The organism is Ruegeria sp. ABD4_443 (assembly GCF_056160865.1).
This window is the reverse complement of record NZ_JBSWYA010000002.1, coordinates 530,215-556,307: the sequence shown is the minus strand read 5'-3', so window position 1 is coordinate 556,307 and position 26,093 is coordinate 530,215. Positions and strand designations below refer to the sequence as shown.

28 protein-coding genes and 1 other RNA gene are annotated in these 26,093 nt (G+C 61.3%); 23 read left to right on the top strand and 6 right to left on the bottom strand.

Features of this window, described 5'->3' with window-relative positions:
• The first annotated feature begins 61 nt into the window (after positions 1-61).
• Genes ACXAG8_RS06860 through ACXAG8_RS06825 form a run of 8 tightly spaced genes read left to right on the top strand, consistent with a single transcriptional unit; the run spans position 62 to position 8,987 of the window.
• Positions 62-526, top strand: coding sequence for a DUF2946 family protein (locus ACXAG8_RS06860; protein WP_475223041.1), 465 nt, complete (start codon positions 62-64; stop codon positions 524-526).
• A 44-nt stretch (positions 527-570) separates the two neighbouring features.
• On the top strand, positions 571-2,694 hold the full coding sequence (locus ACXAG8_RS06855) for a 4Fe-4S binding protein (RefSeq protein WP_475223123.1): 2,124 nt from the start codon (positions 571-573) through the stop codon (positions 2,692-2,694).
• 14 nt (positions 2,695-2,708) lie between these two features.
• The gene (gene nosZ, locus ACXAG8_RS06850) at positions 2,709-4,616 is read left to right on the top strand and encodes a TAT-dependent nitrous-oxide reductase (protein ID WP_475223040.1); all 1,908 of its coding nucleotides are present in this window, start codon (positions 2,709-2,711) and stop codon (positions 4,614-4,616) included.
• Positions 4,617-4,618: 2 nt separating this feature from the next.
• Complete coding sequence (locus ACXAG8_RS06845; RefSeq protein WP_475223039.1) at positions 4,619-5,875, top strand: nitrous oxide reductase family maturation protein NosD; 1,257 nt, start codon at positions 4,619-4,621, stop codon at positions 5,873-5,875.
• Positions 5,865-6,758, top strand: a complete 894-nt coding sequence (locus tag ACXAG8_RS06840) for an ABC transporter ATP-binding protein (protein WP_475223038.1) — start codon at positions 5,865-5,867, stop codon at positions 6,756-6,758. Before ACXAG8_RS06845 ends, ACXAG8_RS06840 begins: the two co-directional genes overlap by 11 nt.
• Positions 6,755-7,576, top strand: coding sequence for an ABC transporter permease (locus ACXAG8_RS06835; RefSeq protein WP_475223037.1), 822 nt, complete (start codon positions 6,755-6,757; stop codon positions 7,574-7,576). The genes ACXAG8_RS06840 and ACXAG8_RS06835 overlap by 4 nt, the downstream gene beginning before the upstream one ends.
• Entirely contained in the window at positions 7,573-8,088 is a 516-nt protein-coding gene (locus tag ACXAG8_RS06830) for a nitrous oxide reductase accessory protein NosL (RefSeq protein ID WP_475223036.1), read from the top strand. Before ACXAG8_RS06835 ends, ACXAG8_RS06830 begins: the two co-directional genes overlap by 4 nt.
• Positions 8,085-8,987 (top strand): FAD:protein FMN transferase, encoded by a 903-nt coding sequence (locus ACXAG8_RS06825; protein ID WP_475223035.1) that lies wholly within the window; start codon positions 8,085-8,087, stop codon positions 8,985-8,987. The genes ACXAG8_RS06830 and ACXAG8_RS06825 overlap by 4 nt, the downstream gene beginning before the upstream one ends.
• A gap of 93 nt (positions 8,988-9,080) precedes the next feature.
• Here the strand turns inward: ACXAG8_RS06825 and ACXAG8_RS06820 are convergent, their stop codons facing one another.
• On the bottom strand, positions 9,081-9,239 hold the full coding sequence (locus ACXAG8_RS06820) for a hypothetical protein (protein ID WP_475223033.1): 159 nt from the start codon (positions 9,237-9,239) through the stop codon (positions 9,081-9,083).
• A gap of 278 nt (positions 9,240-9,517) precedes the next feature.
• On the opposite strand from ACXAG8_RS06820, the gene gatC reads away from it, so the two are divergent.
• The 8 genes from gatC to ACXAG8_RS06780 all read left to right on the top strand — a co-directional run bounded on the left by gatC (position 9,518) and on the right by ACXAG8_RS06780 (position 15,049).
• Entirely contained in the window at positions 9,518-9,805 is a 288-nt protein-coding gene (gene gatC, locus ACXAG8_RS06815; protein ID WP_475223032.1) for an Asp-tRNA(Asn)/Glu-tRNA(Gln) amidotransferase subunit GatC, read from the top strand.
• 3 nt (positions 9,806-9,808) lie between these two features.
• Positions 9,809-11,296 carry an Asp-tRNA(Asn)/Glu-tRNA(Gln) amidotransferase subunit GatA gene (gatA, locus tag ACXAG8_RS06810; RefSeq protein WP_475223031.1) on the top strand — a complete coding sequence of 496 codons (1,488 nt, stop codon included), beginning with the start codon at positions 9,809-9,811 and terminating at the stop codon, positions 11,294-11,296.
• 40 nt (positions 11,297-11,336) lie between these two features.
• Entirely contained in the window at positions 11,337-12,026 is a 690-nt protein-coding gene (locus ACXAG8_RS06805) for a hypothetical protein (protein WP_475223030.1), read from the top strand.
• Complete coding sequence (locus ACXAG8_RS06800) at positions 12,010-12,696, top strand: N-acetylmuramoyl-L-alanine amidase (RefSeq protein ID WP_475223029.1); 687 nt, start codon at positions 12,010-12,012, stop codon at positions 12,694-12,696. The genes ACXAG8_RS06805 and ACXAG8_RS06800 overlap by 17 nt, the downstream gene beginning before the upstream one ends.
• Before the next feature lie 120 nt (positions 12,697-12,816).
• Positions 12,817-13,216, top strand: an RNA gene (gene rnpB, locus ACXAG8_RS06795) — RNase P RNA component class A.
• 103 nt (positions 13,217-13,319) lie between these two features.
• Positions 13,320-14,027, top strand: a complete 708-nt coding sequence (locus ACXAG8_RS06790; protein WP_475223028.1) for a DUF533 domain-containing protein — start codon at positions 13,320-13,322, stop codon at positions 14,025-14,027.
• Between the two features lie 127 nt (positions 14,028-14,154).
• The gene (rpmG, locus tag ACXAG8_RS06785; RefSeq protein WP_005630270.1) at positions 14,155-14,322 is read left to right on the top strand and encodes a 50S ribosomal protein L33; all 168 of its coding nucleotides are present in this window, start codon (positions 14,155-14,157) and stop codon (positions 14,320-14,322) included.
• A 220-nt stretch (positions 14,323-14,542) separates the two neighbouring features.
• Positions 14,543-15,049 carry a hypothetical protein gene (locus tag ACXAG8_RS06780; protein ID WP_475223027.1) on the top strand — a complete coding sequence of 169 codons (507 nt, stop codon included), beginning with the start codon at positions 14,543-14,545 and terminating at the stop codon, positions 15,047-15,049.
• 172 nt (positions 15,050-15,221) lie between these two features.
• On the opposite strand, the gene ACXAG8_RS06775 is transcribed toward ACXAG8_RS06780, so the two are convergent.
• Both ACXAG8_RS06775 and ACXAG8_RS06770 read right to left on the bottom strand, forming a co-directional pair.
• Entirely contained in the window at positions 15,222-15,998 is a 777-nt protein-coding gene (locus ACXAG8_RS06775) for a Bax inhibitor-1/YccA family protein (RefSeq protein ID WP_475223026.1), read from the bottom strand.
• Positions 15,999-16,171: 173 nt separating this feature from the next.
• Positions 16,172-16,390, bottom strand: a complete 219-nt coding sequence (locus ACXAG8_RS06770) for a DUF1127 domain-containing protein (RefSeq protein WP_475223025.1) — start codon at positions 16,388-16,390, stop codon at positions 16,172-16,174.
• Between the two features lie 127 nt (positions 16,391-16,517).
• Between ACXAG8_RS06770 and ACXAG8_RS06765 the strand changes: the two genes are divergently transcribed.
• The gene (locus tag ACXAG8_RS06765; RefSeq protein ID WP_475223024.1) at positions 16,518-17,399 is read left to right on the top strand and encodes a LysR family transcriptional regulator; all 882 of its coding nucleotides are present in this window, start codon (positions 16,518-16,520) and stop codon (positions 17,397-17,399) included.
• A gap of 6 nt (positions 17,400-17,405) precedes the next feature.
• Here ACXAG8_RS06765 and ACXAG8_RS06760 read toward each other — a convergent pair whose 3' ends face one another.
• A complete protein-coding gene (locus tag ACXAG8_RS06760) occupies positions 17,406-18,362 on the bottom strand; it encodes an NADPH:quinone oxidoreductase family protein (RefSeq protein ID WP_475223023.1) in 957 nt (318 codons plus the stop codon).
• 336 nt (positions 18,363-18,698) lie between these two features.
• Between ACXAG8_RS06760 and ACXAG8_RS06755 the strand changes: the two genes are divergently transcribed.
• The 3 genes from ACXAG8_RS06755 to ACXAG8_RS06745 all read left to right on the top strand — a co-directional run bounded on the left by ACXAG8_RS06755 (position 18,699) and on the right by ACXAG8_RS06745 (position 21,357).
• Positions 18,699-19,070: a helix-turn-helix domain-containing protein gene (locus ACXAG8_RS06755; protein WP_475223022.1), complete on the top strand. Its 372-nt coding sequence runs from the start codon at positions 18,699-18,701 to the stop codon at positions 19,068-19,070.
• Positions 19,071-19,114: 44 nt separating this feature from the next.
• The gene (gene hisN / locus ACXAG8_RS06750; protein ID WP_475223021.1) at positions 19,115-19,906 is read left to right on the top strand and encodes a histidinol-phosphatase; all 792 of its coding nucleotides are present in this window, start codon (positions 19,115-19,117) and stop codon (positions 19,904-19,906) included.
• A gap of 116 nt (positions 19,907-20,022) precedes the next feature.
• On the top strand, positions 20,023-21,357 hold the full coding sequence (locus ACXAG8_RS06745; protein WP_475223019.1) for an 8-oxoguanine deaminase: 1,335 nt from the start codon (positions 20,023-20,025) through the stop codon (positions 21,355-21,357).
• 72 nt (positions 21,358-21,429) lie between these two features.
• Here the strand turns inward: ACXAG8_RS06745 and guaD are convergent, their stop codons facing one another.
• Positions 21,430-22,713 (bottom strand): guanine deaminase, encoded by a 1,284-nt coding sequence (gene guaD / locus ACXAG8_RS06740; RefSeq protein WP_475223018.1) that lies wholly within the window; start codon positions 22,711-22,713, stop codon positions 21,430-21,432.
• Between the two features lie 153 nt (positions 22,714-22,866).
• Here guaD and mgtE point away from each other — a divergent pair, with 153 nt between their 5' ends.
• On the top strand, positions 22,867-24,261 hold the full coding sequence (gene mgtE / locus ACXAG8_RS06735; protein ID WP_475223016.1) for a magnesium transporter: 1,395 nt from the start codon (positions 22,867-22,869) through the stop codon (positions 24,259-24,261).
• A complete protein-coding gene (locus ACXAG8_RS06730) occupies positions 24,258-24,824 on the top strand; it encodes a 5-formyltetrahydrofolate cyclo-ligase (RefSeq protein ID WP_475223015.1) in 567 nt (188 codons plus the stop codon). The genes mgtE and ACXAG8_RS06730 overlap by 4 nt, the downstream gene beginning before the upstream one ends.
• Before the next feature lie 4 nt (positions 24,825-24,828).
• Here ACXAG8_RS06730 and ACXAG8_RS06725 read toward each other — a convergent pair whose 3' ends face one another.
• Positions 24,829-25,059 carry a putative hemolysin gene (locus tag ACXAG8_RS06725; protein ID WP_475223014.1) on the bottom strand — a complete coding sequence of 77 codons (231 nt, stop codon included), beginning with the start codon at positions 25,057-25,059 and terminating at the stop codon, positions 24,829-24,831.
• Positions 25,060-25,195: 136 nt separating this feature from the next.
• Here ACXAG8_RS06725 and ACXAG8_RS06720 point away from each other — a divergent pair, with 136 nt between their 5' ends.
• The gene (locus tag ACXAG8_RS06720) at positions 25,196-26,008 is read left to right on the top strand and encodes a TIGR00282 family metallophosphoesterase (protein WP_475223013.1); all 813 of its coding nucleotides are present in this window, start codon (positions 25,196-25,198) and stop codon (positions 26,006-26,008) included.
• Positions 26,009-26,093 lie beyond the last annotated feature (85 nt).

The following is a 26,093-nucleotide window of genomic DNA, read 5'->3' as shown; positions in this document are numbered from 1 at the left end:
TCAAGTTGGGGTCCGGACGGTGGCGGTAGGTCTGGGGAACGAAACCCGAGTCGGAGTCTCCATGTTTTCCCGCTGCCACCTCCCTGAAACTGCCGGTTGCACTTTCCGTGCGCTGGCGGGGCTTGCGGGCATCTTCCTGCTGTTGCTGCAGCTGCTCGGACCGGCGCTGGCGAGTCCCGGCCAGGGCGTATGGATGGAGATCTGCTCGGAGGCAGGGGCGGTCTGGGTTCAGGTCGATCCCGAGGAGGAGACCGACGATCCCGCCGCGCCCTGTCCGAAATGCGCCGATTGCGCGCTTTGTGCCGTGACATCCACAGCCCCGCTGGCTGACCCCGTCGAAGTGGCGCTGTGCGAAGGTCTTGCCGTCGTGCGCCCCAACCAAACCCGCATATGCACCCCATATGTATCCGCCCGCCTTTGGCCCGAAACCCGAGGGCCCCCGTGCGGAACCCATCATAGAACCGAACGCGCCCGGTGCGCGTCCATGGCGTCAACCCAAGTTTCCGGAGGTGCGCCGTGGTCGTAAGTCGCGCAATCCAATTCCTGCTGGCCCTTGTCCTGTCCTGCCTGATGGCGATCAGCGCCCATGCCGACAGCCTTGCCAGCTTCCTGCCCGAGATTGACCCCGCCGATCTGGCCCCCGGTGCCGATGCCTTTGGCCCGGTGCGCGATGATGTGCCGGTCGCCCCTGTTTTGAAGGGCGGGGAAACCGTCGCCTGGGCCTTCCTGACCTCGGATTTCGTTGGCACGACCGGGTATTCCGGCAAGCCGATCCATGTGGTCGCCGCCATCGACGATGATGCGGTGCTGACCGGCGTGCAACTGGTCAAACACTCGGAACCGATCGTTCTGATCGGCATCCCCAACGCGCGCATGGTTGAACTGACCGAAGGCTATGCGGGTCTGGACCTGAAGGTCGAGGCCGAAACCGGCGGCGAGGGGCATGACCTTGACATCATCTCGGGCGCGACGGTCACCATCATGGTGATCGACGACAGCCTTGTGCGCGGTGGCATCAAGGTGGCGCGGGCGCTGGGTCTGGGCGGGTTGTCGCCGCTGCAGGCTGATGGCCCCAGGCGCGAAATCGATATGGCACAAGATGCGGTCTATGACTGGGCTACGCTTTCGGGCGACGGTTCGGTCCGGCGGCTGACGCTGGATATCGGGCAGGTCAATGCGGCATTCGAGGCCACAGGCGATCAGCGCGCCATCAAACGCCCCGAACCCGGCGAGCCGGATGACACGTTTATCGACATGCATATGGCACTTGTTTCGGTGCCTTCAATCGGCAAGTCCCTGCTGGGCGAGGCCGAGTATCAGAACCTGACCGCGTGGTTGGACGAAGGCGAACAAGCCATTCTGGTGCTGGGGCGCGGGGCCTACAGCTTTAAGGGCTCTGGTTACGTGCGGGGCGGGATTTTCGACCGCATTCAACTGATCCAGGGCGATAGCTCGGTCCGGTTCTTTGACAAGCAGCAACGGCGCCTGGGCACGGTCGCCGCGCCTGATGCGCCCAGCTTTACCGAGCTGGATATTTTCAAGATTCCGGCAGATGCCGAGTTCGACCCGGCGGAGCCGTTCCGCATGCAATTGCTGGTGCAGCGCGCCGTGGGCGCGGTGGAAAAGACATTCCTGACCTTCGATCTGGGCTACAAGCTGCCCGAGCAGTATCTGCTGCCGGTCGCGGCCCCCGCAATGGTCGATGATGCCACCGGCGAGGCCGCCGCCAAGGCCGCGCTGTGGAAACGCATCTGGAAGGACCGCACCGTCGAAATCGGCGTCCTTGGCGTCATGCTGCTGGTACTGACCGCGACCTTCTTTTTCCAGTTCCACGCCACCATGAATGCACGCGTCTTTTACTGGTTCCGCATCGGATACCTGACGATGACCCTGTTCTTCATCGGCTGGTACGCCAATGCACAGCTGAGCGTGGTGAACCTGATGGCGCTGGCCGGCAGCCTGCGCAGCGGTTTCACCTGGGACGCGTTTCTGATGGACCCGCTGGTGTTCATCCAGTGGTTTGCCGTGGCCGCCGCGCTGCTGTTCTGGGGGCGTGGGGCCTATTGCGGCTGGCTGTGCCCGTTTGGGGCCCTGCAGGAACTGACCAACAAGATTGCGCGGGCGCTGAAAGTGCCGCAATGGACGCTGCCATGGGGTCTGAATGAACGCCTGTGGCCCGCCAAATACATGATCTTCCTCGGTCTTTTCGGGCTCAGCTTTGTCTCGATCCCGCTGGCCGAGCAATATGCCGAGGTTGAACCGTTCAAGACCGCGATCATCCTGAAATTCATGCGCGACTGGCCCTTCGTGGTCTTTGCGGTGGGTCTGCTGGTGATCGGCCTGTTCATCGAACGGTTCTATTGCCGCTATCTCTGCCCGCTGGGCGGGGCGCTGGCGATCCCGGCCCGTATTCGCATGTTCGACTGGCTGCGCCGCTACAAGGATTGCGGCAGCCCCTGTCAGACCTGCGCCAATGAATGCCCCGTTCAGGCAATCCATCCCACCGGTGAGATCAATCCGAACGAGTGCGTCACCTGCCTGCATTGTCAGGTGCTTTACCAGTCCGAGGACAAATGTCCCGTCGTTATCCGCCAACTCAAACGGCGGGCCAAGACAGGGTCGGTCAACCTCAAGACCCCTCTCGGACAACCACCGGCGAACCATCCGAACGCCAAACCGCAAACCGTTTCCTAAAAGGAGGAACGAAAATGTCGGAACATGACAAGAAACTGAACATCACCCGCCGCGGGATGCTGGGGGCAACAGCCACCGGCGCCGTGCTGGCCGGGACCGGTCTGGGATCGACCCTGATGACCGCCAAAGAGGCCAGCGCCGCCGCCAAGCTGCACCTGGAGCCGGGCGAGTTGGACGAATATTACGGCTTCTGGTCTTCGGGCCAAACTGGCGAGCTGCGCATTCTGGGCGTGCCTTCGATGCGTGAACTGATGCGTGTTCCGGTGTTCAACCGGTGCTCGGCCACGGGCTGGGGTCAGACCAACGAATCGCTGAAAGTCCTGACCGAGGGCCTGCTGCCTGAAACCAAAGAGTTCCTGGCCGCAAATGGCAAGGTCACCTATGACAATGGCGACCTTCACCACCCCCACATGTCCTTTACAGACGGCACCTATGATGGCCGTTATCTGTTCATGAACGACAAGGCCAACACCCGCGTGGCCCGTGTGCGTTGCGATGTGATGAAATGCGACAAGATCATCGAAATCCCCAACGCGCATGATATCCACGGCCTGCGTCCTCAGAAATACCCCCGCACCGGCTATGTCTTTGCCAATGGTGAACATGAGGCACCTCTGGTCAATGACGGTCAGGTTCTCGACGACCCGTCGCAATATGTGAACATTTTCACCGCCATCGACGGCGACACGATGGAAGTCGCCTGGCAGGTGATCGTTTCGGGCAACCTCGACAACACCGATTGCGACTATCAGGGCAAATATGCCTTCTCGACCTCGTACAACTCGGAAATGGGTATGAACCTGGCCGAGATGACCGAGAACGAGCTGGACCATGTGGTCGTATTCAACCTCAAAGGCATCGAAGACGCGATTGCAGCAGGCAATTATCAAGAGCTGAACGGCGTCAAGGTCGTGGATGGCCGCAAAGAGGCAAGCGGCAACCTGACCCGCTATATCCCGATCCCCAACTCGCCGCACGGTGTGAACGCGGCACCCGACAAGAAACACATCATGATCAACGGCAAGCTGTCGCCGACCGTTTCCGTGATCGATGTGGAAAAAGTCGACGCGCTGTTTGCCGACAATGCCGATCCGCGCTCGGCCATCGTGGCGGAACCGCAGCTGGGTCTTGGCCCGCTTCACACCGCGTTTGACGGTAAGGGCAATGCCTACACCACCCTGTTCCTGGACAGTCAGGTGGTGAAATGGGACATCGCCAAGGCGATCGAAGCCTATGCCGGTGCAGATGTTGACCCGATCCTTGACAAGGTCGACGTACAGTACCAGCCGGGCCATAACTCGACCTCGATGGGTGAAACCGCCGAAGCCGACGGCAAGTGGCTGATTTCGATGAACAAGTTCTCGAAAGACCGCTTCCTGAATGTCGGGCCTCTCAAGCCGGAAAACGAGCAGTTGATCGACATCTCGGGCGACAAGATGAAGGTGGTCCATGACGGCCCGACCTTTGCGGAGCCTCATGACTCGATCATCGTGCACCGGTCCAAGGTCAACCCGGTCAATGTCTGGGATCGCAACGACCCGACATGGGAAGACGCACGTAAACAGGCCGAGGCCGATGGCGTGGACCTGGAATACGGCGCAGATGAGCCGATCCGGGATGGCAACAAGGTCCGGGTCTATATGACCTCGGTCGCGCCGACATTCAGCCTTGAGAAGTTCACCGTCAAGCAAGGTGACGAGGTCACGGTCTATGTCACCAACCTGGACGATGTGGATGACGTGACCCATGGCTTCTGCATGGCCAATTTCGGTGTCGCGATGGAAGTCGCACCGCAGGCCACCGCCTCGGTCACCTTCATTGCGGATCGCCCAGGCGTACACTGGTTCTATTGCCAGTGGTTCTGCCACGCGCTGCATATGGAGATGCGCGGCCGCATGTTTGTTGAACCACGGAGCGCGTAATCATGCGTTGGTCCCTGCTCATACCGCTCCTGCTCGGCTCGCCCCTTTGGGCGGCGGAATGGGATGTGCCCAACCGGGCGGGGGCCATCACTGAAATACTGGCGCAGGCGGCGGATGGGGACACTCTCCGCCTGCGCCCCGGAACGTATAACGAGCAGTTGGTACTGGACCGGCCTGTCACCATCGACGGGCAGGGCTTGGCCACCATTGACGGACAAGGTGAGGGCAGCGTCATCACCGTGATCGGGCCGGGCGTAACCGTACGCGGGCTTACGGTGATCGGTTCCGGCTCAAGCCATGACGGGATCGACAGCGGTATCCAGCTGAGCAAGACGGCCCATGCGCCGGTGGTCGAGGATAACGTGCTGCTGGGCAATCTTTACGGTGTCGACATCCATGGTGCCAAGGACAGCATCGTGCGGGGCAACCGGATCGAAGGGCGTCAGGATCAGCGGATGAATGACCGCGGCAATGGCGTTTATGTCTGGAACGCACCGGGTGCGCGGGTGGAAGACAACGACATCCGCTTTGGCCGCGACGGGATCTTTGTGAACTCGTCCAAAAAGAACAGCTTTACCGGCAACCTGTTCCGCGATCTGCGGTTTGCGGTGCATTACATGTATGCCGATGACTCGGTCGTCAGCGACAATGTCTCGATCGGCAATGATCTGGGTTATGCGGTGATGTTCACGACCAATGTGACCGTGGCCAACAATGTCTCGATCAATGACCGCGAACATGGCGTGATGCTGAACTATGCCAACAAGAGCGTGATCACCGGGAACGTGGTGAAAGGTGCCGAAGAGAAATGCACCTTCCTGTATAATTCGAACAAGAACGAATTCACCGACAACTGGTTCGAAGGATGCGGCATCGGCATCCACTTTACCGCCGGGTCCGAGCGTAACCGCATCGTTGGCAATTCCTTCATCGGGAACCGGACGCAGGTGAAATATGTCTCGACCAAATGGGTCGAGTGGTCCGAAGACGGGCGCGGCAATTACTGGTCCGACTTTGCCGCTTATGATGTGGATGGCAACGGCATTGCCGATGCTCCTTATCGCCCCAATGACAGTATGGACCATGTGCTGTGGACCCAACCCGCAGCCAAATTGTTGCTCGGCTCGCCTGCCGTGCAGCTGGTGCGCTGGTCGCAATCGGCCTTTCCGGCACTGCTGCCGGGCGGCGTGATGGACAGCAACCCATTGATGCAAGCCCCTGAACCCCCAGCTATGAAAAAGGTGCCTCATGACGGATAAGGCCCTGACGATAAACAACGTCTGCAAGGACCGTGGCAAGACCCGCGTTCTTGACGATATCACCCTGTCCCTTGCCCCCGGTCAGCGCGTTGCGCTGTTGGGCCATAACGGCGCGGGCAAGTCGACCCTGATCAAATCCATCCTCGGCCTGACACCGATCCAGGACGGCGCCATTCGGATCGGGCACGCCACCCCCGGCAGCGCACAGGCGCGGCGCGAGACCGCGTATCTGCCCGAGGCGGTGTCATTTCATCCCGCATTGACGGGCCGCGAGCAGTTGACCTTGTTTGCCAAGCTTTCAGGGGTCAAGGCCGATGTGACCGGCCTGTTGGAACGTGTCGGCCTCAGCGACGCGCTGGACCGCCGCATCGGGACCTATTCCAAAGGTATGCGACAACGTCTGGGTCTGGCGCAGGTGCTGCTGGGCCAGCCAAAAGTGGCGCTGCTGGATGAGCCTACATCGGGCTTGGACCCCATCTCGCGCCAGGATCTGTACGCCATCATCGACGAACTGGCCGGGCAGGGCACCGCTGTCCTGATTGCCAGCCACGCCCTGACCGAGGTCGAGGCCCGCACAGACCGCATCGCCATCATGCGCAAGGGCCGGATGGTCGCCAACGACACCCTAAACAGCCTGTCGGCACTGGCGGGTCTGCCGATCCGTCTGAAGGTGCGCGCCAGCGCCAACGCAGATGCCCTGGCCGCCGAACTGGGCGGCAACCGGATCAACGGCGCCTCGGTGGAACTGCTTTGTTCACCCGCCGACAAGATGGAGGCGCTGCGCCGTATTGCCGGGCTGGGCGACGCGGTGGCGGATGTGGAAATGACCCCGCCCAAGCTGGAAGACCTGTATCGCCACTATGCTCAGGAGGATATGCAATGACCCGCTTCCTCGCTATCACCCGCACCGAATTGCTGATCCTGCGCCGCAACCGCTGGCTGCTGGTCGCCACACTGATCATGGTGCTGTTTGCGCTTGCGCTGACCTTTGCGGGCAGTGCGCCCACGGGCACTTTGGGCGTCGATATGCTGACTGTCTCGGTCGCGTCGATGACCACATTGTCGGTCTACCTTGCGCCGCTTCTGGCGCTGATGATCGCCTTTGACGCCATCGCAGGCGACGTGGATCGCGGCAGCCTGTCGCTGCTGCTGTCCTATCCGGCGGGGCGCGGAGAAATCCTGCTGGGCAAGTTCACCGCCCATCTGGCGGCACTGGCGTTTGCCATGACGGTCGGTTTCGGCACCGCAGGCGCAGTTGCCGCATTCTTTGGCGGGGCGGGGCCCGAAAGCCTGATGGCGCTGGTCCGCCTCATCCTCACATCCATCCTGCTGGGCGCCGTGTTTCTGGCGCTGGGATACCTGCTGTCCGCCCTGGCAAAGGGGGCCACGGCAGCGGCAGGTCTGTCGGCCGGGCTCTGGCTGGTCTTTGTCGTCCTCTATGATCTGGGCCTGTTGGGGGCCGTCGTCATGGACAAGGGCGGCGCCTTCACCCAATCCGTCTTTCCATGGGTGATGGTGGCCAACCCGGCCGACGCTTTCCGTCTGTGGAACATCGCCGCGACCGAAGGTGTCGCGATGGCGTCGGGCATGACCGGCGCGGCGCAGGCGCTGCCGGTCTGGGCCGCGCCCGCCTCGCTGCTGATCTGGCCGGTGCTGGGCTTTGCCCTGGCCCGGCTGGCGTTCCGGAGGGTCGAGCCATGAAACGCCTGTGCCTGATCGCGCTGGTTGCGCTGGCGGCCTGCAAGGAAGACGTGGCCGAGGCCCCGGACCCGGTCGACCTGACCCCGGACGCGCTGAGTCACTTTTGCCAGATGAACATCGCCGAACATGGCGGGCCAAAAGGGCAGATCCACCTCAAGGGCCACCCCGCCCCGCTGTTCTTTGCTCAGGTGCGCGACATGGTGGCTTACCTCAAAAGCCCCGAGCGAGACGCCGATATTACCGCGATCTATGTCAGCGACATGGGGGCCGCCCCGAACTGGAGCCAACCCGGTATTTCCAACTGGATCAAGGCCGACGGTGCCATCTTTGTCGTTGGCTCGAACGTGGCGGGCGGTATGGGCGCGCCGGAAATCGTGCCCTTCGCGGATCGGGACGCTGCCTTGGTATTTTCTGAACGATACGGCGGAACGACCATGCCGCTGCCGGAAATCCCGGAAGACGAGGTTCTTGGCCCCGTCGATCTGGGCTTGAAACTGGAGACCCCCGAATGACCCGGATGAACCGCCGCCGTTTCCTGACAGTCTCTGCCGCCTGCGCGGCACTGCCCGCCGTCGCGTCATCCGCCCAGACGGCCCGGTGGCAGGGGACAGCGTTGGGCGCATCGGCAAGCTTGCGCCTCGAAGGTCTGACGGACGCCCGGGCCGCGCCAATCATTGCCGCGGTCGAGGCCGAGCTTGAGCGGTTGGAACTGATCTTCAGCCTGTACCGGCCAGAATCCGAGCTGACCCAGCTGAACAGCCATGGGGTTCTGAATGCCCCATCGCCGGAATTGTTGAGCGTATTGAGCCTGTGTTCAGCCCTGCATGATGCCACGGGCGGGGCCTTTGATCCGACTGTACAACCGCTGTGGATGGCCGCCGCAATGGGCGCAGGCAGCGCAGAGCTGCGAAAAGCGCGGTCGCTTGTCGGTTGGCGGACCGTGTCCGTTCGACCAGACCGGATTGCGTTGGGCGTGGCCGGGCAGTCGGCCCTGACCCTGAACGGCATCGCGCAGGGCGAAATTACCGACCGGATTGTTGCGCTGCTCAAAGGATATGGGCTGCGGGATATTCTTGTCGACATGGGCGAGGTGGCCGCGATGGGGCTGCGCGCCGATGGCATGAACTGGAAGGTCGGCCTGTCCAGCCCGGACGGGATTGTCCGCCAAAGGATCACGCTGCAAGACCGCGCGGTGGCTACGTCCGCGCCTGCGGGGACCATGCTGAGCGACAGCCAGGGCCACATCGTCGGCCCGATAGGGCAGGCGGCCCGGCATCAGCTCGTATCCGTGTCGGCACCCCGGGCGGCCGTCGCAGATGGGCTGTCGACGGCGCTGTGCCTGATGCAGCCTGACCAAATCGACCCGGCATTGGCGCATTTCGCCGGCGCGCGCCTGGAAATACTCATGTGACGGATCGTCTGGCCATTTCGTGAAAGCGCCCAGATTTGATGGGCTGGACCGGTGGTCGGGGCCTCGGTCCAGCCCGCCCGTCACCGTGGCCGGTCACTTGGGCGAGGGGGTCAGGCCTTTGGTCACCGGTTCAGCGGGTTGATCCGGGAAGGTCAGCGACGGGATAAGGTTTGTACCCGGCACACCCAGCGCCATCACGGGCGCTGCGAGGGCGGCAAACGAAAATGACAGTGCGATCATCAGGGGTTTCATGGGGATACTCCAAACTGAACTGTTCCGTTCAATTTAGGTGGGGCCAAAATGCGGTACATTCAATGCAAAAAGTGAACTATTCGGTTCACCAGATCGCATAGCCGGTATTCAAATTCGATTGGCAGTGCATTGATTGCCCACCCAAAGAATGCGCGCGCTGCCTGAACGTGAATTTCAGGGCCTTCGTTGCGTATGTCTGCCCGGTTCGGGATTGCCGGTCTTGCGACTGCGGCGGCAGACGGGTAAACGCCCTGCTTAAGCGTCTATGAGGTTTTCCGATGTCGATTGACCAAAGCACCGCCGCCAAGGTGGCCAAACTGGCCCGGATCAAGGTCGAGGATGAAGCGCTGCCCGCGCTGGCAGCCGAATTCAACACCATCCTAGGGTTTATCGAGCAACTGAACGAGGTCGATGTCGACGGGGTCGAGCCCATGGTTTCGGTGGAACCCATGCGCCTGAAGCGTCGCGAGGATGTGGTCACCGACGGAAACCAGCAGGACAAGGTTCTGGCCAACGCCCCCGACGCCCGCGAGGGCTTTTTCGCAGTCCCCAAAGTGGTGGAGTAAGACATGAGCGATCTGAACAAACTGGGCCTGGCCGAGGCCCGCGATGCGCTGCGTGCCGGTGACGTGACCTCGGTTGAGTTGACCGAAGCCTGCCTGAAGGCCATCGATGACGCCGATGCGCTGAACGCTTTCGTCCACAAAACGCCCGAAATCGCGCTGGAGCGCGCCAAGGCGGCGGACGTGCGGATCAAGGACGGCGACGCGCCTGCCATGTGCGGCCTGCCGATCGGCATCAAGGATCTGTTCTGCACCAAGGGCGTGCCCTCGCAGGCGGCCTCGAAGATTCTGGAAGGTTTCAAGCCCGAATACGAATCCACCGTGTCGCAGCAACTGGCCGATGCCGGTGCGGTGATGCTGGGCAAGCTGAACATGGACGAATTCGCCATGGGAAGCAGCAACGAAACATCCGTTTACGGCAACGCGGTCAGCCCGTGGCGCCGCGGCAATGACGACGCGCAGTTGACACCGGGCGGCTCGTCGGGTGGTTCGGCCTCGGCTGTGGCGGCTGACCTGTGCCTTGCGGCGACCGGCACCGACACCGGCGGCTCGATCCGTCAGCCTGCCGCGTTCACCGGCATCACCGGCATCAAGCCGACCTATGGCCGCTGCTCGCGCTGGGGCATCGTGGCGTTCGCGTCTTCGCTGGATCAGGCCGGTCCGATGACCAAGAATGTGCGCGACGCGGCGATCATGCTGGAAACCATGTGTGGCCACGATCCCAAGGATTCCACCAGTGCCGAACTGGCCGTGCCGGATTTTGAGGCGATGCTGACCGGCGATATCAAAGGCAAGAAAATCGGTATCCCCAAGGAATACCGCATGGACGGCATGCCCGCCGAGATCGAAAAGCTCTGGGCCGATGGGGCCGAGATGCTAAAGGCCGCGGGCGCCGAGATCGTCGACATCTCGCTGCCTCACACCAAATACGCGCTGCCTGCGTATTATGTGATTGCACCGGCCGAGGCGTCCTCGAACCTCGCCCGCTATGATGGTGTGCGTTATGGCCGCCGGGCGCAACTGGCGCAGGGTGATGGCATCACCGAGATGTACGAAAAGACCCGCGCCGAAGGGTTCGGTCACGAAGTGCAGCGTCGCGTCATGGTCGGTACCTATGTGCTGTCGGCGGGCTTCTACGATGCCTATTACAACCGCGCGCGCCGCGTCCGGACCCTGATCAAGAAAGATTTCGAAGATGTCTTTGCCGCAGGCGTCGACGCGATCCTGACCCCGGCCACACCGTCGGCGTCCTTTGGCCTGGGCGAGATGACCGAGGCCGATCCGGTTCAGATGTACCTGAACGACGTCTTCACCGTGACCGTGAACCTTGCCGGGCTTCCCGGTGTGTCCGTGCCTGCGGGCCTGGACGGGCAAGGTTTGCCGCTGGGGCTTCAGTTGATCGGGCGCCCCTGGCAAGAGGGCGATCTGCTCAACACCGCCTACGCGCTGGAAAACGCCGCGGGCTTTGTGGCAAAACCCGGTAAATGGTGGTAAGCCTCGCGGCAAGCAAGGCAAAGCAGAACGGAGCAGCGAAATGCGCAAAATGCTTGTGATTCCCGTGCTCGGATTGCTGGCGGCATGCGACACGGTCGCACCGGTTGCAGGAACAGGGTTCAACACACCCGCCTACCAGGCCCAACGCGAGGCGCAACTGGCAGGTCAGGGGGCGACAGGTGATCTGCTTTTGCCACCCGCCACGGTTTCGCAATCCCCGCTGTCGGCCACAGGCGATGGCGCGGCATCCGACATTGCCGACCAGACCGCCGCGGCGCTGGCCAGCACCTCGGCGCAGCCGACCGTTCCCGCACCGGTGCCCGGAACGCCGACCAATCCAGGGATATCCGACGAACAGGATTTCGCAGCGGTCTCGGAACGGCGCAGCATCGAAACAGATGCGCAGCGGATCGAACAGAACCGCCAGACCTACGAAGTTGTCGCGCCCACAGCCGTACCGCAGCGCGGCCAGGACGGTCAGCCCAACATCGTCCAGTATGCGCTGTCCACGACCAACCCCGTGGGCACGCAACTTTACAGCCGCGCGGGCTTCAACCTGCAGGCCAAGGCGCAACGAAATTGCGCCAAATACCCGTCCCCTGACCAGGCCCAGATCGCCTTCCTGACCAATGGCGGGCCGGACCGCGATCGCAAGGGGCTGGATCCCGACGGCGACGGTTTTGCCTGCGCCTGGGACCCCAGCCCGTTCCGAAGTGCCGTCAGCAACTGAACCCGTGACGCCGATCTGGCACCCGTCGCCCAATTTCGGCCCACGGCGGGACGGGCTGAAACCAACGCTGCTGGTCCTGCACTATACCGCCATGCGTGACGCGGCATCAGCGCTCAGGCGCCTGTGCGACCCCGCCGCCGAAGTGTCGGCCCATTACCTCATCGGAAATGACGGATGCCTGTGGCAGATGGTGCGCGAACAGGACCGTGCCTGGCACGCCGGCGCAGGCACATGGTGCGGGATGGAAGATATCAATTCCCGGTCCATCGGGATCGAGCTGGATAATACCGGGGCCCATCCCTTCACCGAACCACAAATGGCAACCCTGGAAGACCTGCTCGTGCCCCTCATGAACCGCTGGGCAATCCGCGCCGATGGCGTCATCGGCCATTCCGACATGGCACCGGGCCGAAAAATTGACCCCGGCTTGCGGTTTGACTGGCAAAGGCTCGAACGGCAGGGCCTGGCGGCCCCCCGTGGCACGCCTCCGGCCCAAGACCCCGAAACAATGGACAGGTTCCGCGCATTGGCGCAACAACGGGGTTATGGCATTGACGTGCCCGAGGACACCCTTCTGGCCGCAACGCGCGCGCGCTACCGGCCCTGGGGAAGGGGGCCGCTTGAACAGGCCGACCTGATCGCGATATCTGGCGGCTCGGGGCGAACCTGATCCGCTCTTCATCTGGCTGAAAATATCCCGGGGATGAATTGGCCAAAGGCCAAGAAGGGGCTGGCCCCTTTGCCTTTCCACCCTTGACGCGGCGCAGCACGACGCATACCCAAACCCGGCGCGGAGGGCCGGATGGCCGCTGGGGTCAAATGGCCCGAGAGGAAAGTCCGGACTCCACAAGACAACGGTGCCGGGTAACGCCCGGGCGGGGCAACCCGACGGAAAGCGCCACAGAAATCAGACCACCTGCGACCTTGGTCAAAGGTAAGGGTGAAACGGTGGGGTAAGAGCCCACCGCGCCCCTGGCAACAGGGGCGGCACGGCAAGCCCCACCGGGAGCAATGCCAAATAGGGTCCCCGCGCGGGTTGGTCGGCGCAAGCCGATACCACCGCTAAGCGCGTCTTGGCCGAGAGGGACCGGGTTGGCAGCTTGAGCCGCGCAGCAATGCGTGGCCTAGAGGAATGGTCATCAAAGGGGGCAACCCCGGAACAGGATCCGGCTTACAGGCCCTCCGCGCAGATACTTCCAGCTTCATCGCCCGGCGCCGAAAATCCCATGGTACCCGTGTATCGGTTCAAATGCTAAGCTGCCCCACAGAAACCTCAAACCCGGGAGGAGCGTTATGAGTTTCATGAAGGCATTGGCGTCGGTCGCCGTCGGTTTCGCAGCGGCGAAAGGTCTTGAGAAATACAAGGAAATGGGCGGGATGGCCGGATTGCAGGACATGATGCAGGGCTCGGGCGGCGGCATGGGATTGGATCAGCTTGGCAAGATGGCCGAACAGTTCGGGATGCCGGGCGGCGCGTCAGGTCTGCAGGACATGTTCGGGAAAATGGGGCTCGGCGGGGGCGCTGCCGGTGCCGCCGGTCTGGGCGGATTGCTGAACGCCATGCAGGGGGCCGCCAAAACTGGCAGCCAGCAAACCGCCGATATGATGGACACTGTTTTTCAGGGAACACCCGCCGGGGCTGCGATCGAAGAGCAGGCCAAACTGATGCTGCGCGCGATGATCCAGGCCGCCAAGTCGGATGGTGAACTGGACGAGCAAGAGAAACAGACCATCATCGGAGAGCTTGGCGATGACATCAGCGATGACGAGCGCGCCTTTGTGCTGGAACAGCTCGAAGCGCCGGTCGACGTGATGGGCCTGGCGGCCGAGGCCGGCGCACCTTTGAAGACCCAGGTCTATGCCACATCTCTGGCCGCGATTCGGTTGGACAACCAGCAAGAGGCAGCCTATCTGCTGCAACTGGCAACGGCTTTGGGCCTGTCCGACGCGGAACGCGACCAGATTCATACGTATATGGGCGCGCCCAAACTCTCGACCTAAGGAACGGGTCATTTCCCAAGGTCCTCGCGGCCGATTGGTCTTGACACGGGCCGTGCAGCGCGTAAAAGCGCACGCTCAAGAGGATTCAACCGAAAGGCCCCTGCCTTTTCGGACGCAGGAGATAACCATGGCGAAGCCGACGACAATCAAGATCCGTCTGAACTCGACCGCGGGCACGGGCCACTTCTACGTGACCAAGAAAAACGCACGCACCATGACCGAGAAAATGACCGTTCGTAAATACGACCCGGTCGCTCGCAAGCATGTCGAGTACAAGGAAGGCAAGATCAAGTAATCTGCTTTCAAGTTACAGACTTCGGGAAAAGGGTTCTGCCGGGCAGAGCCCTTTTTTCTTGCGCGCGCGCCGTTTCCCCTTGGTCTATTTCCCTGGGTCAACGGCATTCAAGCCGTTGCAGTGGCGCATCAGCCCCGCAGGCAATCTGCGCGCCTGTGGCTTGCATTTTCAGGCGGCCTGCCGCTACGCTTCAGCAACCCGATGCAAAATGTTGACCGCCATGAAAAAAATCTTGTTACCAGCAATCGCCGTTCTGACCCTTTCGGCCTGTGAAGATCCGTTCAACCGAGAAGGTGTCGGTTTCACCGGAATCGACGGCGAACCGCGCACGGTCTCGGATGTCAAAGGCGCGGTGGCCTTTGTACCGCCAGCCACCAATGTGCCCGCGGAACTGGCCGAACTGCCCACGGTTCACGTGCAGTCAGACAAGGTCGACTTTGAAAAGATCGCAGGCGTTGCCATAGACAATGGCGGTCGCAGCGATACCAGTGCGGTCCACCTGTCCGGCAGCAGCACCGATATGTTCCTGAGCACCGTCAGGGTCAACGGAACGCTGTTCGGTGTTCTGCGCACGCCGAACAACAGCGTCAAGGTCAGCAACTCTGTCGGCGCAACCTTTGGCAGTGAAACCGAACGGTTCACGGGATGCCTGCCGGCAGGCGACGTATATCGCAAGGGCGGGTCGTCCAGAAGTTCGGGATTTGCGGTGCCGCTGAACTGTAGCTGAAGCTGACGACAGTTCTTCAATCCAGCCCCTGCCAACCGGCGGGGGCTTTTTTGTTGTGCTCGTGTGACATGCGCCGCGCAGGGTCTGAACCTCGTGGGGGGCAGGAAGCCGCCAATAAAAAAGGGCGGCTCCGTCAGGAACCGCCCCCGGTCATTCAGTCGCGAAATCAGCGTTATTCGCGGTTTCCAAGCAGTTGCAGCAGGAACATGAACATGTTGATGAAGTCGAGATACAGGTTCAACGCCCCCATGATCGCAGCCTTGCCCAGCCATTCCTGATCACCGGAATGCGCCATTTGCAGGTAGGTCGTCTTGATCTTTTGCGTGTCATAGGCGGTCAGGCCCGCGAAAATCAGAACGCCAAGGATCGAGATTGCAAAGGCCATGCCCGGCATCGGCCAGATAAGGTTGATGATCGACGCCACGATCAGGCCGATCACGCCCATGATCAGGAAGCTGCCCCAGCCCGAAATGTCCTTTTTGGTGGTATACCCCCACAGCGACAGACCCGCAAATGCGATCGCGGTGATCAGGAACACCTGTATGATCGACTGACCGGTGAAGACCAGAAAGATCGAGCTGATCGACAGGCCCATCACGGCGGCAAACAGATAGAAAACCGTTTGTGCAGCTGCAGCCGACATTCTGTTGATTGCAGCGCTGAAGCCAAAAACAAAGGCCAGCGGGGCGAACATTATCACCCATTTCAGCGGCGAAGCGTAGATCGCATAGCCAGTCGAAGTTAGATACAGCCCCTCACGCAGTTGCGCGGACGCAGCAGAGGGATCGCTAGTAACAGCCAGGCCCGAGATCGCCCAAGCCGCAGCAAACGTGATCAGCATGCCGACCGACATCGTGCCGTAAACTTTGTTCATGTGGGCGCGAAGGCCCTCGTCGATCTCGGCGGCACGGGTTCCGGTTGCTGTCCGGATCGTGTCAAATTGTGCCATTAAGGGTCTCCCTTCGATATTCGCGATTCAGCCCGCACATGCGGGCGGATTTCCCTGTAAATATCGGAGAGAGTGGCAGGTGTTTCAAGGGTTTTAAGGCTAAAACTCGTGAAAACCTCGGGCATTCCCGACGGCCTTGGCAGGAAAGCCGCGGAAATGCCCGGTCGGGCCGATCAGGACGATGTGTTCAGCCAGGTGTCAGGTGCGTCCCAGAAGGGGCGGTTTGCCTCTGCATTGGCCTGGGCGCGGGTTACGCCGATGTCTTGCAGCGCACGGTCATCCAATTGAGCAAGGCGGCGCCGCTGTCGGGCGAGGCCCAGCAGGCTCAGCACGCGGGTCGCGGGAAATGCGGGTTTTGCGGCCAGCGGCCTTGAAACGGTAACTTGGGTCATTTGACGTTTCCTTCCATGGTTGGTGATGAAAACTGCGGGTTCAATCAACTTCCTTGATCTATATGGCGCGGCGTGGCATATTTTAAAAATGAATGTTTTTGCACAATGCCATCAGGAAATGTGAAGTATGAGAAATCTGGACATAACGACACTGCGATCCTTTGTTGCCGTCGCCGATCATGGCGGGGTAACCCGCGCGGCCGGTTTTCTTCATCTAACCCAGTCCGCCGTGTCGATGCAGCTCAAGCGGCTGGAAGAGTTGCTTGGGATTGATCTGCTGGATCGCAGCGGCAGGACAATCGCCCTGACCGCTTCGGGCGACCAGTTGCTGACCTATGCGCGGCGCATGATCGCCCTGAATGACGAGGTCATGTCCAAGCTGACAGACCAGGCCTTTGAGGGCGAGGTTGTGCTGGGCGTGCCGCATGACATCGTTTACCCCGCGATTCCGCGGGTGCTTCAGCGGTTCAACGCCGATTTCCCGCGTGTGCGGGTGCAGCTGGTATCGTCCTATTCGCTGCAGCTGAAGGATATGTTCAAAAAAGGCGATTGCGACCTGATCCTGACCACCGAACCGTCAACGGCCGATGGGGCGGAAACCGTGGCCGAGCTGCCGTTGCGCTGGATAGGGGCCCCTGGCGGGTCGGCGTGGCGCCGCCGCCCCATTCCGCTTGCGGTCGGAAGGCGCTGCATGTTCCGACCTCAGATCATTGCGGCATTGGATCAGGCTGGAATCCCGTGGGAACTGTCCGTGGAAACGGAAAATGACCGCACGATCGAGGCAACCGTCAGCGCCGACCTTGCCGTGCACGCGGTGCTGGAAGGGACTGAGGCGGCCCATCTCAAACAGATCGAATGCGGCGGTGTCCTGCCAGAGTTACCGGCCCATAAGATCAACCTTTATGGTGGTGACATTGGGCGCGGCCCGGTGGTCGAAGCTTTGGCGGACCTGGTCAGGCAGAACTTTCAGATGCTGGGCAGCCCGACCCTGCGTGCGGTTGCCGGGTAATGCCTTTCAGGGCGTAATCACGACTTTCCCGGTCGATTTCCGGTCTTTCAACAGCGCCATTCCCCGGGCCGTGTCGGTCAGGGGAAGGACATGGCTGACATGCGGTTTGATCAGGCCCTCTGCCAGCCAGCGGAAAAGCGTGTCGAAACTGTCCTGCACGATCTCGGGGCGGAACTTGAGATATCCGCCGATATAGACGCCGATAACGGTCAGGTTCTTGACCAAAAGGTGGTTGGCAGGGATTTGCGGGACATCGCCGCCTGCAAAACCTATGGGCAGCAACCGGCCCTCGGGGTTGGTCGCGCGAAAGGCCGCTTTGAATACATCCCCGCCGATCGCGTCATAGACGACATCTGCGCCCCCAAGGTCCCGAACCCGTTGGCGCAAATCCTCATCCGCATCTATCAGGTGATCCGCGCCAGCCGCACGGGCGACCTCCAGCTTGTCTTTGCCGCGGGCCTGGGCAATGACGGTTGCGCCCATCAACTTGCCGATTTCGACGGCGGTCAGACCAACGCCGCCTGCCGCGCCGGTCACCAAAAGGGTTTCGCCTTTTTGCAGCCGCGCGCGATGGCTCAGCGCAATATGGCTGGTTCCATAGGCAATCATGATGGCAGCGGCATCTTGAAAACTGACATTGTCCGGCAACAGAATCACCCGCTGCGCGTCAAAGATGCCAAACTCCGCCAATCCGCCCTGGCCCGAGTAGATCGCAACCCGGTCGCCCGGCTTCAATCCCGCAACACCCGGTCCGATTTCGTCGATGACGCCTGCGATTTCCATGCCCAGCGTAAACGGGGCAGGCGGGGTGTCCTGATAGGTTCCCTTTTGCATAAGCAGATCGGCAAAATTCAACGCACAGGCCCGAATGGCCACGCGAATCTGGCCCTTGCCCGGAACCGGCAGGTCGATATCGCACAAGGCCGCCGTGGCATTTTCCGACTGTATTCGATAGGCCAGCATTCTTTTTTCCTCTGTTCGGACGACATAGGCCACCGATAGGCAAGATGTGTCAATCACGCAGGTGAATTGGCTGTTGTCACGTCCGGCGATAGCTTTGTCGCCGGTCGCGAAACAATGCCGTAGTGTCTCAGCGCGATACAACCACAAACCATTGTGCGGTGCCGCAGATTCAACCTTCTTGAAAAATTTCCCAAAAAGCGCAATATTGTGCCATGGTGCCGTTTCGGGGGGCACGATCCGATTAAACAGTTCTTTAGAAGAGGTCCGATAAAGTCGGGCTCTCGGGTCCTGTCGCGTTTTCCCGGGCGGTTGTTTGAGTAACAGAGGAGAATACCAATGACCCATCACGTCGATGTCCATGTGGGCAAGCGCGTCCGGCATCGCCGCTGGCTGATTGGCATGACTCAGCAACAGCTGGCGCAGCAAGTTGGTATCAAGTTTCAACAGATTCAAAAGTATGAAACGGGTGCCAACCGGATCAGCGCATCGCGCCTTTGGGATATCGCCGAAGCGTTGGAGGTTCCGGTCAGTTTCTTCTTTGAGGGCCTGGAAGAATCGCAAAAGGAAGATGCCGGCAAGAAATCCGTTCCGGCAGACCTGATGGGCGACAAAGAGGCTTTGGATCTTGTGCGCTCCTACTACGCCATTCCGGAAAATCAGCGGCGCCGCCTGTTCGAACTTGCGCGTGTTCTCAGCGACGTCGCCTGAAACAACACCTTGACACCGCAGGATGTGTTCCGCACGGGTAGCCCATGCAAAACTCACATCTGAGCGATCTGGAAATAGCCGAGAAAATGGCCGACGCGGCGCGTGCGGCCATTTTGCCGTTTTTCAGGCAGACCAACCTGGAAACATCCAACAAGCTTCATTCCGGGTACGACCCGGTGACGGTTGCCGACCGCGAGGCCGAACAGGCCATGCGCGCGGTGCTTGCGGAATTCCGTCCCGATGATGGCGTTCTGGGCGAAGAGTTCGGCACCAGCAAAGGCAGTTCCGGGCGCATATGGGTGCTCGACCCCATCGACGGAACCCGCGGGTTTGTCAGCGGGACGCCGACCTGGGGTGTGTTGATCGCGCTCGGGCAGGGCAAAGGCCCCATGCTGGGGATCATCGACCAGCCCTATATCGGCGAAAGGTTCATCGGCAGCCCGGATGGCGCCTTCATGACTGGCCCCCTGGGCCGGACCGCGCTTGAAACGCGCGCGCCCCGTGGCCTTGATCAGGCGATCCTTTTCACCACTTTCCCCGAGGTTGGAACCGAAACAGAGGCGCGCGCCTTTCGGGCCGTCGCGGACAAGGTAAAGCTGACCCGGTACGGGATGGACTGCTATGCCTATGCCCTGTTGGCCGCCGGTCAGGTCGATCTGGTTATCGAGGCCGGGTTGAACGCCTATGACATCCAGGCCCCGATTGCGGTGATCGAGGCCGCAGGCGGTATCGTGACCGACTGGCAGGGCGGCCCCGCCCATGATGGCGGTCGTGCCCTGGCAGCCGCCAATCCCGAAATTCACGCCGCGGCGCTGGAAATCCTGCGCCAATACTGAATCCTGTTGTCGCGATGACCGGACCCGGCTAGCCTGTGGGCGGCCGGTTCTTATGCCCGTTTTCCACCGGCCAACGCACTCATGGCATGAGGCGGGCGGATGCAGGAGTGCACGCGATGACTGAAATTCTCATCAGGAACGCCCACACAATACTGACCATGGACGAAGACAGGCGCGAACTGACCGGCGCCGATCTTTTGATCCGGGACGGCGAAATCATTCGCATCGGCCACCAGCTTGAATGCGACGGCGAAACCCTGGACGCCTCAGGCTGCGTGGTCACGCCGGGGCTGGTGAACACCCATCACCACCTTTACCAGACGTTGACCCGCGCCGTGCCCGGCGGGCAGGATGCGCTGCTGTTCGGCTGGCTCAAGACGCTTTACCCGATCTGGGCACGATTCGGCCCGGACGAGATGTTTGTCTCGGCGCAGATCGGCCTGGCTGAACTGGCGCTGTCGGGATGCACGCTCAGCTCGGACCACCTGTACCTTTACCCAAACGGCGCGCGCCTGGATGACACTATTGCTGCGGCGGCCGAAATCGGCCTGCGCTTTCACCCGACCCGAGGCGCGATGAGCATCGGCGAAAGCGCCGGCGGGTTGCCACCCGACAGCCTGGTCGAGGCCGAACCCGCCATTCTCAAAGACATGATCCGCGTGGTGGACATGTTTCACGACCCGTCACCCGGTTCGATGTGCCGCGTCGGTCTGGCACCCTGTTCACCCTTTTCCGTCAGCCGTGACCTGATGCGTGACACCGCGCTTCTGGCGCGGGACAAGCGCGTGATGCTGCATACCCACCTGGCCGAAAACGACGAAGACATCTCTTATTCTCAATCTCAGTTCGGATGCCGCCCTGGGCAATATGCCGAAGACCTGGGATGGACCGGATCCGATGTCTGGCACGCGCATTGCGTCAAGCTGGACCAGAATGAAATCGACCTGTTTGCGCGGACAGGCACCGGTGTCGCGCATTGTCCGTGTTCCAACTGCCGGTTGGGGTCGGGCATCGCGCCCGTCCGCAAGATGCGCGACTGCGGTGTCCCGGTCGGGCTGGGCGTCGACGGTTCAGCCAGCAATGACAGCGGCAACATCGCGTCCGAGGCACGGCAGACCATGCTGCTGCAACGGGTTGCCTATGGCGCAGACGCCATGTCCGCGCGCGAGGCGCTTGAAATCGCGACAAGAGGCGGGGCCGATGTGCTCAACCGCCCCGATTGCGGACGTCTGATGCCGGGAAAGCGCGCGGATATTGCCATTTGGGATGTCGGCGGGATCGACAGTGCCGGCAGTTGGGACCCCGCCGCGCTGCTGCTGGCGGGCCCCACACGGGTCAAGCATCTGTTCGTCGAAGGACGCCAGATCGTGAATGACGGGCAAATCGCCACCATTGATCTGCCGCGCACCATAGAAACCCAAAACCGGTTGGCACGGCGTTTGATCACCTAGCGGGGTCCGCTTTTCACCTGGCCTGAAATATCCCCGCCGGAGGCATGCGCCGCAGGCGCATTTCAACCCGATTTACACAGGGCGACCGGCGATCCAAACCTCGGAAATCGCCCTGTCATCGCCCATCATGATGGTTGGAAATACCGCCTCCCAAATATCCTCTGCCCGGGCCGTGCGCTGGGCGATTGCGGGGGTCGAGCCCAGGTTCACCACGATCAGGTCGGCCTCCATGCCCGGTGCGATATTGCCAATGCAATTATCCAAGTGCAGGGATCTTGCCGACCCCACCGTGCCCAGCCAAAGCAACTGGGCCGGATGCAGCGGACGCCCCCGCAATTGGCCGATTTCATAGGCGGCTGCCATGGTACGCAGCATTGAGAAACTGGAGCCGCCGCCCGTATCTGTCGCCAACCCGATCCGGTGCCCGTCCCGCATCAGCCCGTTCATGTCAAACAGGCCCGAGCCGATAAAGGTGTTCGACGTGGGACAGTGGACCAGCGACGCGTCGACCTCGCGCAGGCGGTCGCGTTCGCGTGGCTCAAGGTGAATGACATGCCCGTAAACCCCGTTTTTCCCCAGCAGTCCGAACTTTTCGTAAGTGTCCAGGTAATCGCGCGCTTCGGGGAACAGGGATCGGACCCATTCGATCTCATCCGTCTGTTCGCTCAGATGCGTTTGCATCAGGCAATGCGGATGTTCCGCCCACAAGGCTCCCATCGCCTCAAGCTGATCCGGGGTCGAGGTGGGGGAAAACCGGGGCGTGATGGCATAGGACAGGCGATCGACCCCGTGCCACTTTTCCAACAATGCCGCCGATTGGTCATAGGCGGTCTGCGCCGTGTCCCGCAGCCCCTCGGGTGCGTTGCGATCCATGCAGGTCTTGCCCGCGACAACGCGCTGGCCCCGTTTCCGGGCTGCGGTGAAAAAGGCATCGACGCTTTCGGGGTGGATGGTGCAAAAACTGCACATGGTTGTCGTTCCATGGGCGGCGGTCAGGTCAAGATAGCGCTCGGCAATCTCGGCGGCATAGCCGGGGTCCGCGAACTTCATCTCTTCGGGGAAGGTATAGCTGTTCAACCAGTCGATCAGCCGTTTTCCCCAACTGGCGATCATGGCCGTTTGCGGGTAATGCACATGCGGATCGACAAAGCCGGCCATGACAAGCTTGTCGCCGACATCGCGGATTGACGCATCGGGGTGGCCGGTCTTCAGGTCGTCCGCCGCGCCCATTGCCACGACCTTGCCGTTCTCGACAAGGACGGCCTCGGACATGCTGGCAGCCTCGGTCGGGTCGCCGTCAAAGGGTGACCGATCAAAACTCAGCACCCGTCCCATAAGAAGCGTCTTTTGCGACATCAGCCCTGGTCTCCGCATGTTTGGAACCGCATTCCTGCATAAGCGGACAGCATAAGAGGACGAAAGATGCGGGTAAATCGGCCCATTGTCATTGTTTTCCGGTAGCTGCTTCTTCTATTTAGAAGCCAATCACCGATTGGAAGGGGGCAGCGCATGACGACAGGCACTGACGAGATCAGACCCGAACAGCCCCGTGAAGAAGATGCCTATGCGCTGGACCGGCGGACCGTCGCGGCCATTCTGTATGCGGTGGATGTCGATGATCGCGACAAGCTGACCGAGTTGATGGAGCCGCTGCACGCTGCGGATATCGCCGACCTTCTTGAGCAGATCAATCCCTATGACCGGGCCCGCCTGATCCGTCTGTACGACAAGGAATTCGACGGTGATATCCTGTCCGAACTGGACGAGGCCGTCCGGGAAGAGGTGATCGCCGTCCTGAAACCGGATGTTCTGGCCGAGGCCGTCCGAGAGATGGAAAGCGACGACGTCGTCGATCTGCTTGAGGATCTTGAAGAGCCGCAGCAGGAAACGATCCTTGATGCGCTGGAAGACGCCGAACGTCTGGCGGCGCAGCAGGCTTTGTCCTTCCCCGAGAATTCAGCCGGGCGCATGATGCAGCGCGAGGTGGTTATGTCGCCCGATCACTGGACGGTCGGGCAGGCCATCGACTTTATGCGCGCCAATGACGATCTGCCCGAACAATTCTATCACGTTGTTCTGGTTGACCCGCGCCTCAAGCCGGTTGCGCAGGTGACGCTGGGCAAGCTGATGGCAACCCGGCGCGACGTGCCGCTGAGGTCTATTTCAGAAGAAGAGTTTCACGTCATACCTGTCGACCAGGACGAAGAAGACGTGGCCTATGCCTTTAACCAATACCACCTGATTTCCGCGCCCGTCATCGACCCGGACGGGCGTCTGGTCGGGGTGATCACCATTGATGACGCCATGGTGGTTCTGGATGAGGAACACGAAGAAGACATCCTGCGCCTTGCAGGGGTAAGCGACGAAAGTTCGCTGTCCGACAGTGTCGCCGCGACCAGCAGGCGACGGCTGCCCTGGCTGGCGGTCAACCTGTGTACCGCCATCTGCGCATCGCTGGTGATTTCCCAGTTCGAAGCCGCGATTGATCAATTGGTCGCGCTTGCGATCCTGATGCCGATCGTCGCGTCGATGGGCGGCAATGCGGGGACGCAGTCGCTGACCGTTGCCGTGCGGGCCCTGGCCACACGCGACCTGACCGGCGCAAATGTTGCGCGCGTGATTCGCAGGGAATTGCTGGTGGGCATGCTGAACGGGCTGTGTTTCGCCATCGTTCTGGGAACTGTCGGCATGCTGTGGTTCGACTCTCCGCTGCTTGGGGTCGTGATCGGATCGGCATTGGTCGTGAACATGATCATCGCGGGTTTTGCAGGTACGGTAGTACCTGTCGTGCTGGACCGGCTGGGCGTGGACCCGGCGCTGGCATCGGGAACCTTTGTGACGACCACGACGGATGTCATGGGGTTCTTCATATTCCTTGGGCTTGCAAGCGTGGTGCTGCTGTGACTGACATTTCCGAATTGGCGGCGCGCAAATCCGCCGCGCGCAAAGCGGCCTTTGCGCGGCGCAAGGCGGCCTTTGATGCGCGCGGCCCCGGTCTGGCCGGGCGATTGTCCGAAGTTCTTGCGGGGTTCCGCGGGGTTCCGCTGTCGGGCTACATGCCCATCAGAACCGAGATAGACCCGCTGCCCGCCATGGCCGAAGCAGTCGCCTATGGTCCGGTCGGCGTGCCCGTCATCCAGCGTGCGGGCCACCCCTTGCGCTTTTCCAACTGGACACCGGAGGGGGCGTTGACAGAAGGTCCCTTTGGCGCGATGGTCCCGGTCGAGGATGACTTTTTCGATCCCGAAATACTGATCGTCCCGCTTGTCGCTTTTGATGCGAAAGGCGGGCGGCTGGGCTATGGCGGCGGTTTCTATGACCGGACCTTGCAGGGATTGCGGGCCAAGCGATCAACATTGGCCATCGGTTTCGCATTCGACGCGCAGCAAGACGATGCGCTGCCGCTGGAGCATACCGATCAACCGCTGGACATGGTCATCACCGAAAGCCGGATACTGACGTTCTGAGCGCTCAGTGGTCGAAATGCGCGCGCAGGTAATCCCAGGCGTCCACCTCGGTTCCATCGGTCAGAATGCAGACGCCGTATTGGCTGCCATCTGCGTTGGTGCGTAATTCGTAAGTGCCATCATTTTCGACGCAGAACGTGGCCGCGGGGTTGGCCATGGTTGTCTGTGTCGCGCCTTGCGCGCTGGCGGTTGCCGCGGCCAGCAGGCTGGCGAAAATCACAACTGTTGATCTCATCGGGCCATTCCCTCTTGGGTTGCGGGGCACTGATCCAGATTGGCACCCGCCCGCCGAATTGCAACCCCGCAGGTGGGCCTGAAAATTGCATGCTCCCGCCTTGTTATTGCCGCCCGCAGCCCCTAGGACCGCATATATGAGGATTTTGTTTCTGGGTGATGTCATGGGGCGTGCAGGTCGCGCCGCCGTACAGCAGCATTTGCCACGTCTGCGCGACGAATGGCGGTTGGATTTCGTTGTGATCAACGGTGAAAACGCGTCGAACGGGATGGGCCTGTCGGCCGATCATGCAAAGCTGTTGCTTGATTCCGGCGCCGATTGTCTGACGCTGGGCGATCATGCGTTCGACCAGAAAGACATGCTGCAATTCATCGAAAAAGAACCAAGGATCGTGCGCCCGCTGAACTTTGCCAAGGGCGCGCCGGGGCGGGGCCATCGCCTTTATACGGCACCGGGGGGGCGCAAGGTTCTGGTGGTTCAGGTGCTTGGCCAGGTCTTCATGAAACGCCCCTTTGACGATCCGTTTTCAGCGATTGAGCCGGTCCTGAAATCCCACCCTCGCGGCGGTCAGGCACAGGCCATCATCGTCGACATGCATTGCGAGGCCACCTCGGAGAAGATGGCCATGGGGCATTACTGCGACAAGCGAGCCAGCCTGGTTGTCGGCACCCATACCCATGTTCCGACGGCCGATGCGCAGGTCCTGCCCGGCGGCACCGCCTATCTGACCGATGCCGGAATGTGCGGCGATTATGATTCAGTCATCGGCATGGACAAGGTCGAACCGATGCGCCGGTTCATCACCGGCATGCCGAAATCGCGGTTTACCCCGGCAAATGGCGAGGCCACTCTTTCGGGTGTGTTCGTTGAAACCGACGACCGGGACGGGCAGGCCAAGGCGGTCCGTATGATCCGTGTGGGCGGGCGGCTGGAACCGGCTGCGCCATAAAAGCACGTCGGGCTTGCCCTGCGGCGTTCTATACGTGAAACTGTTCTGCAGGCGCTTGGGCCGGTATAGGGTTCGGATCGAATAC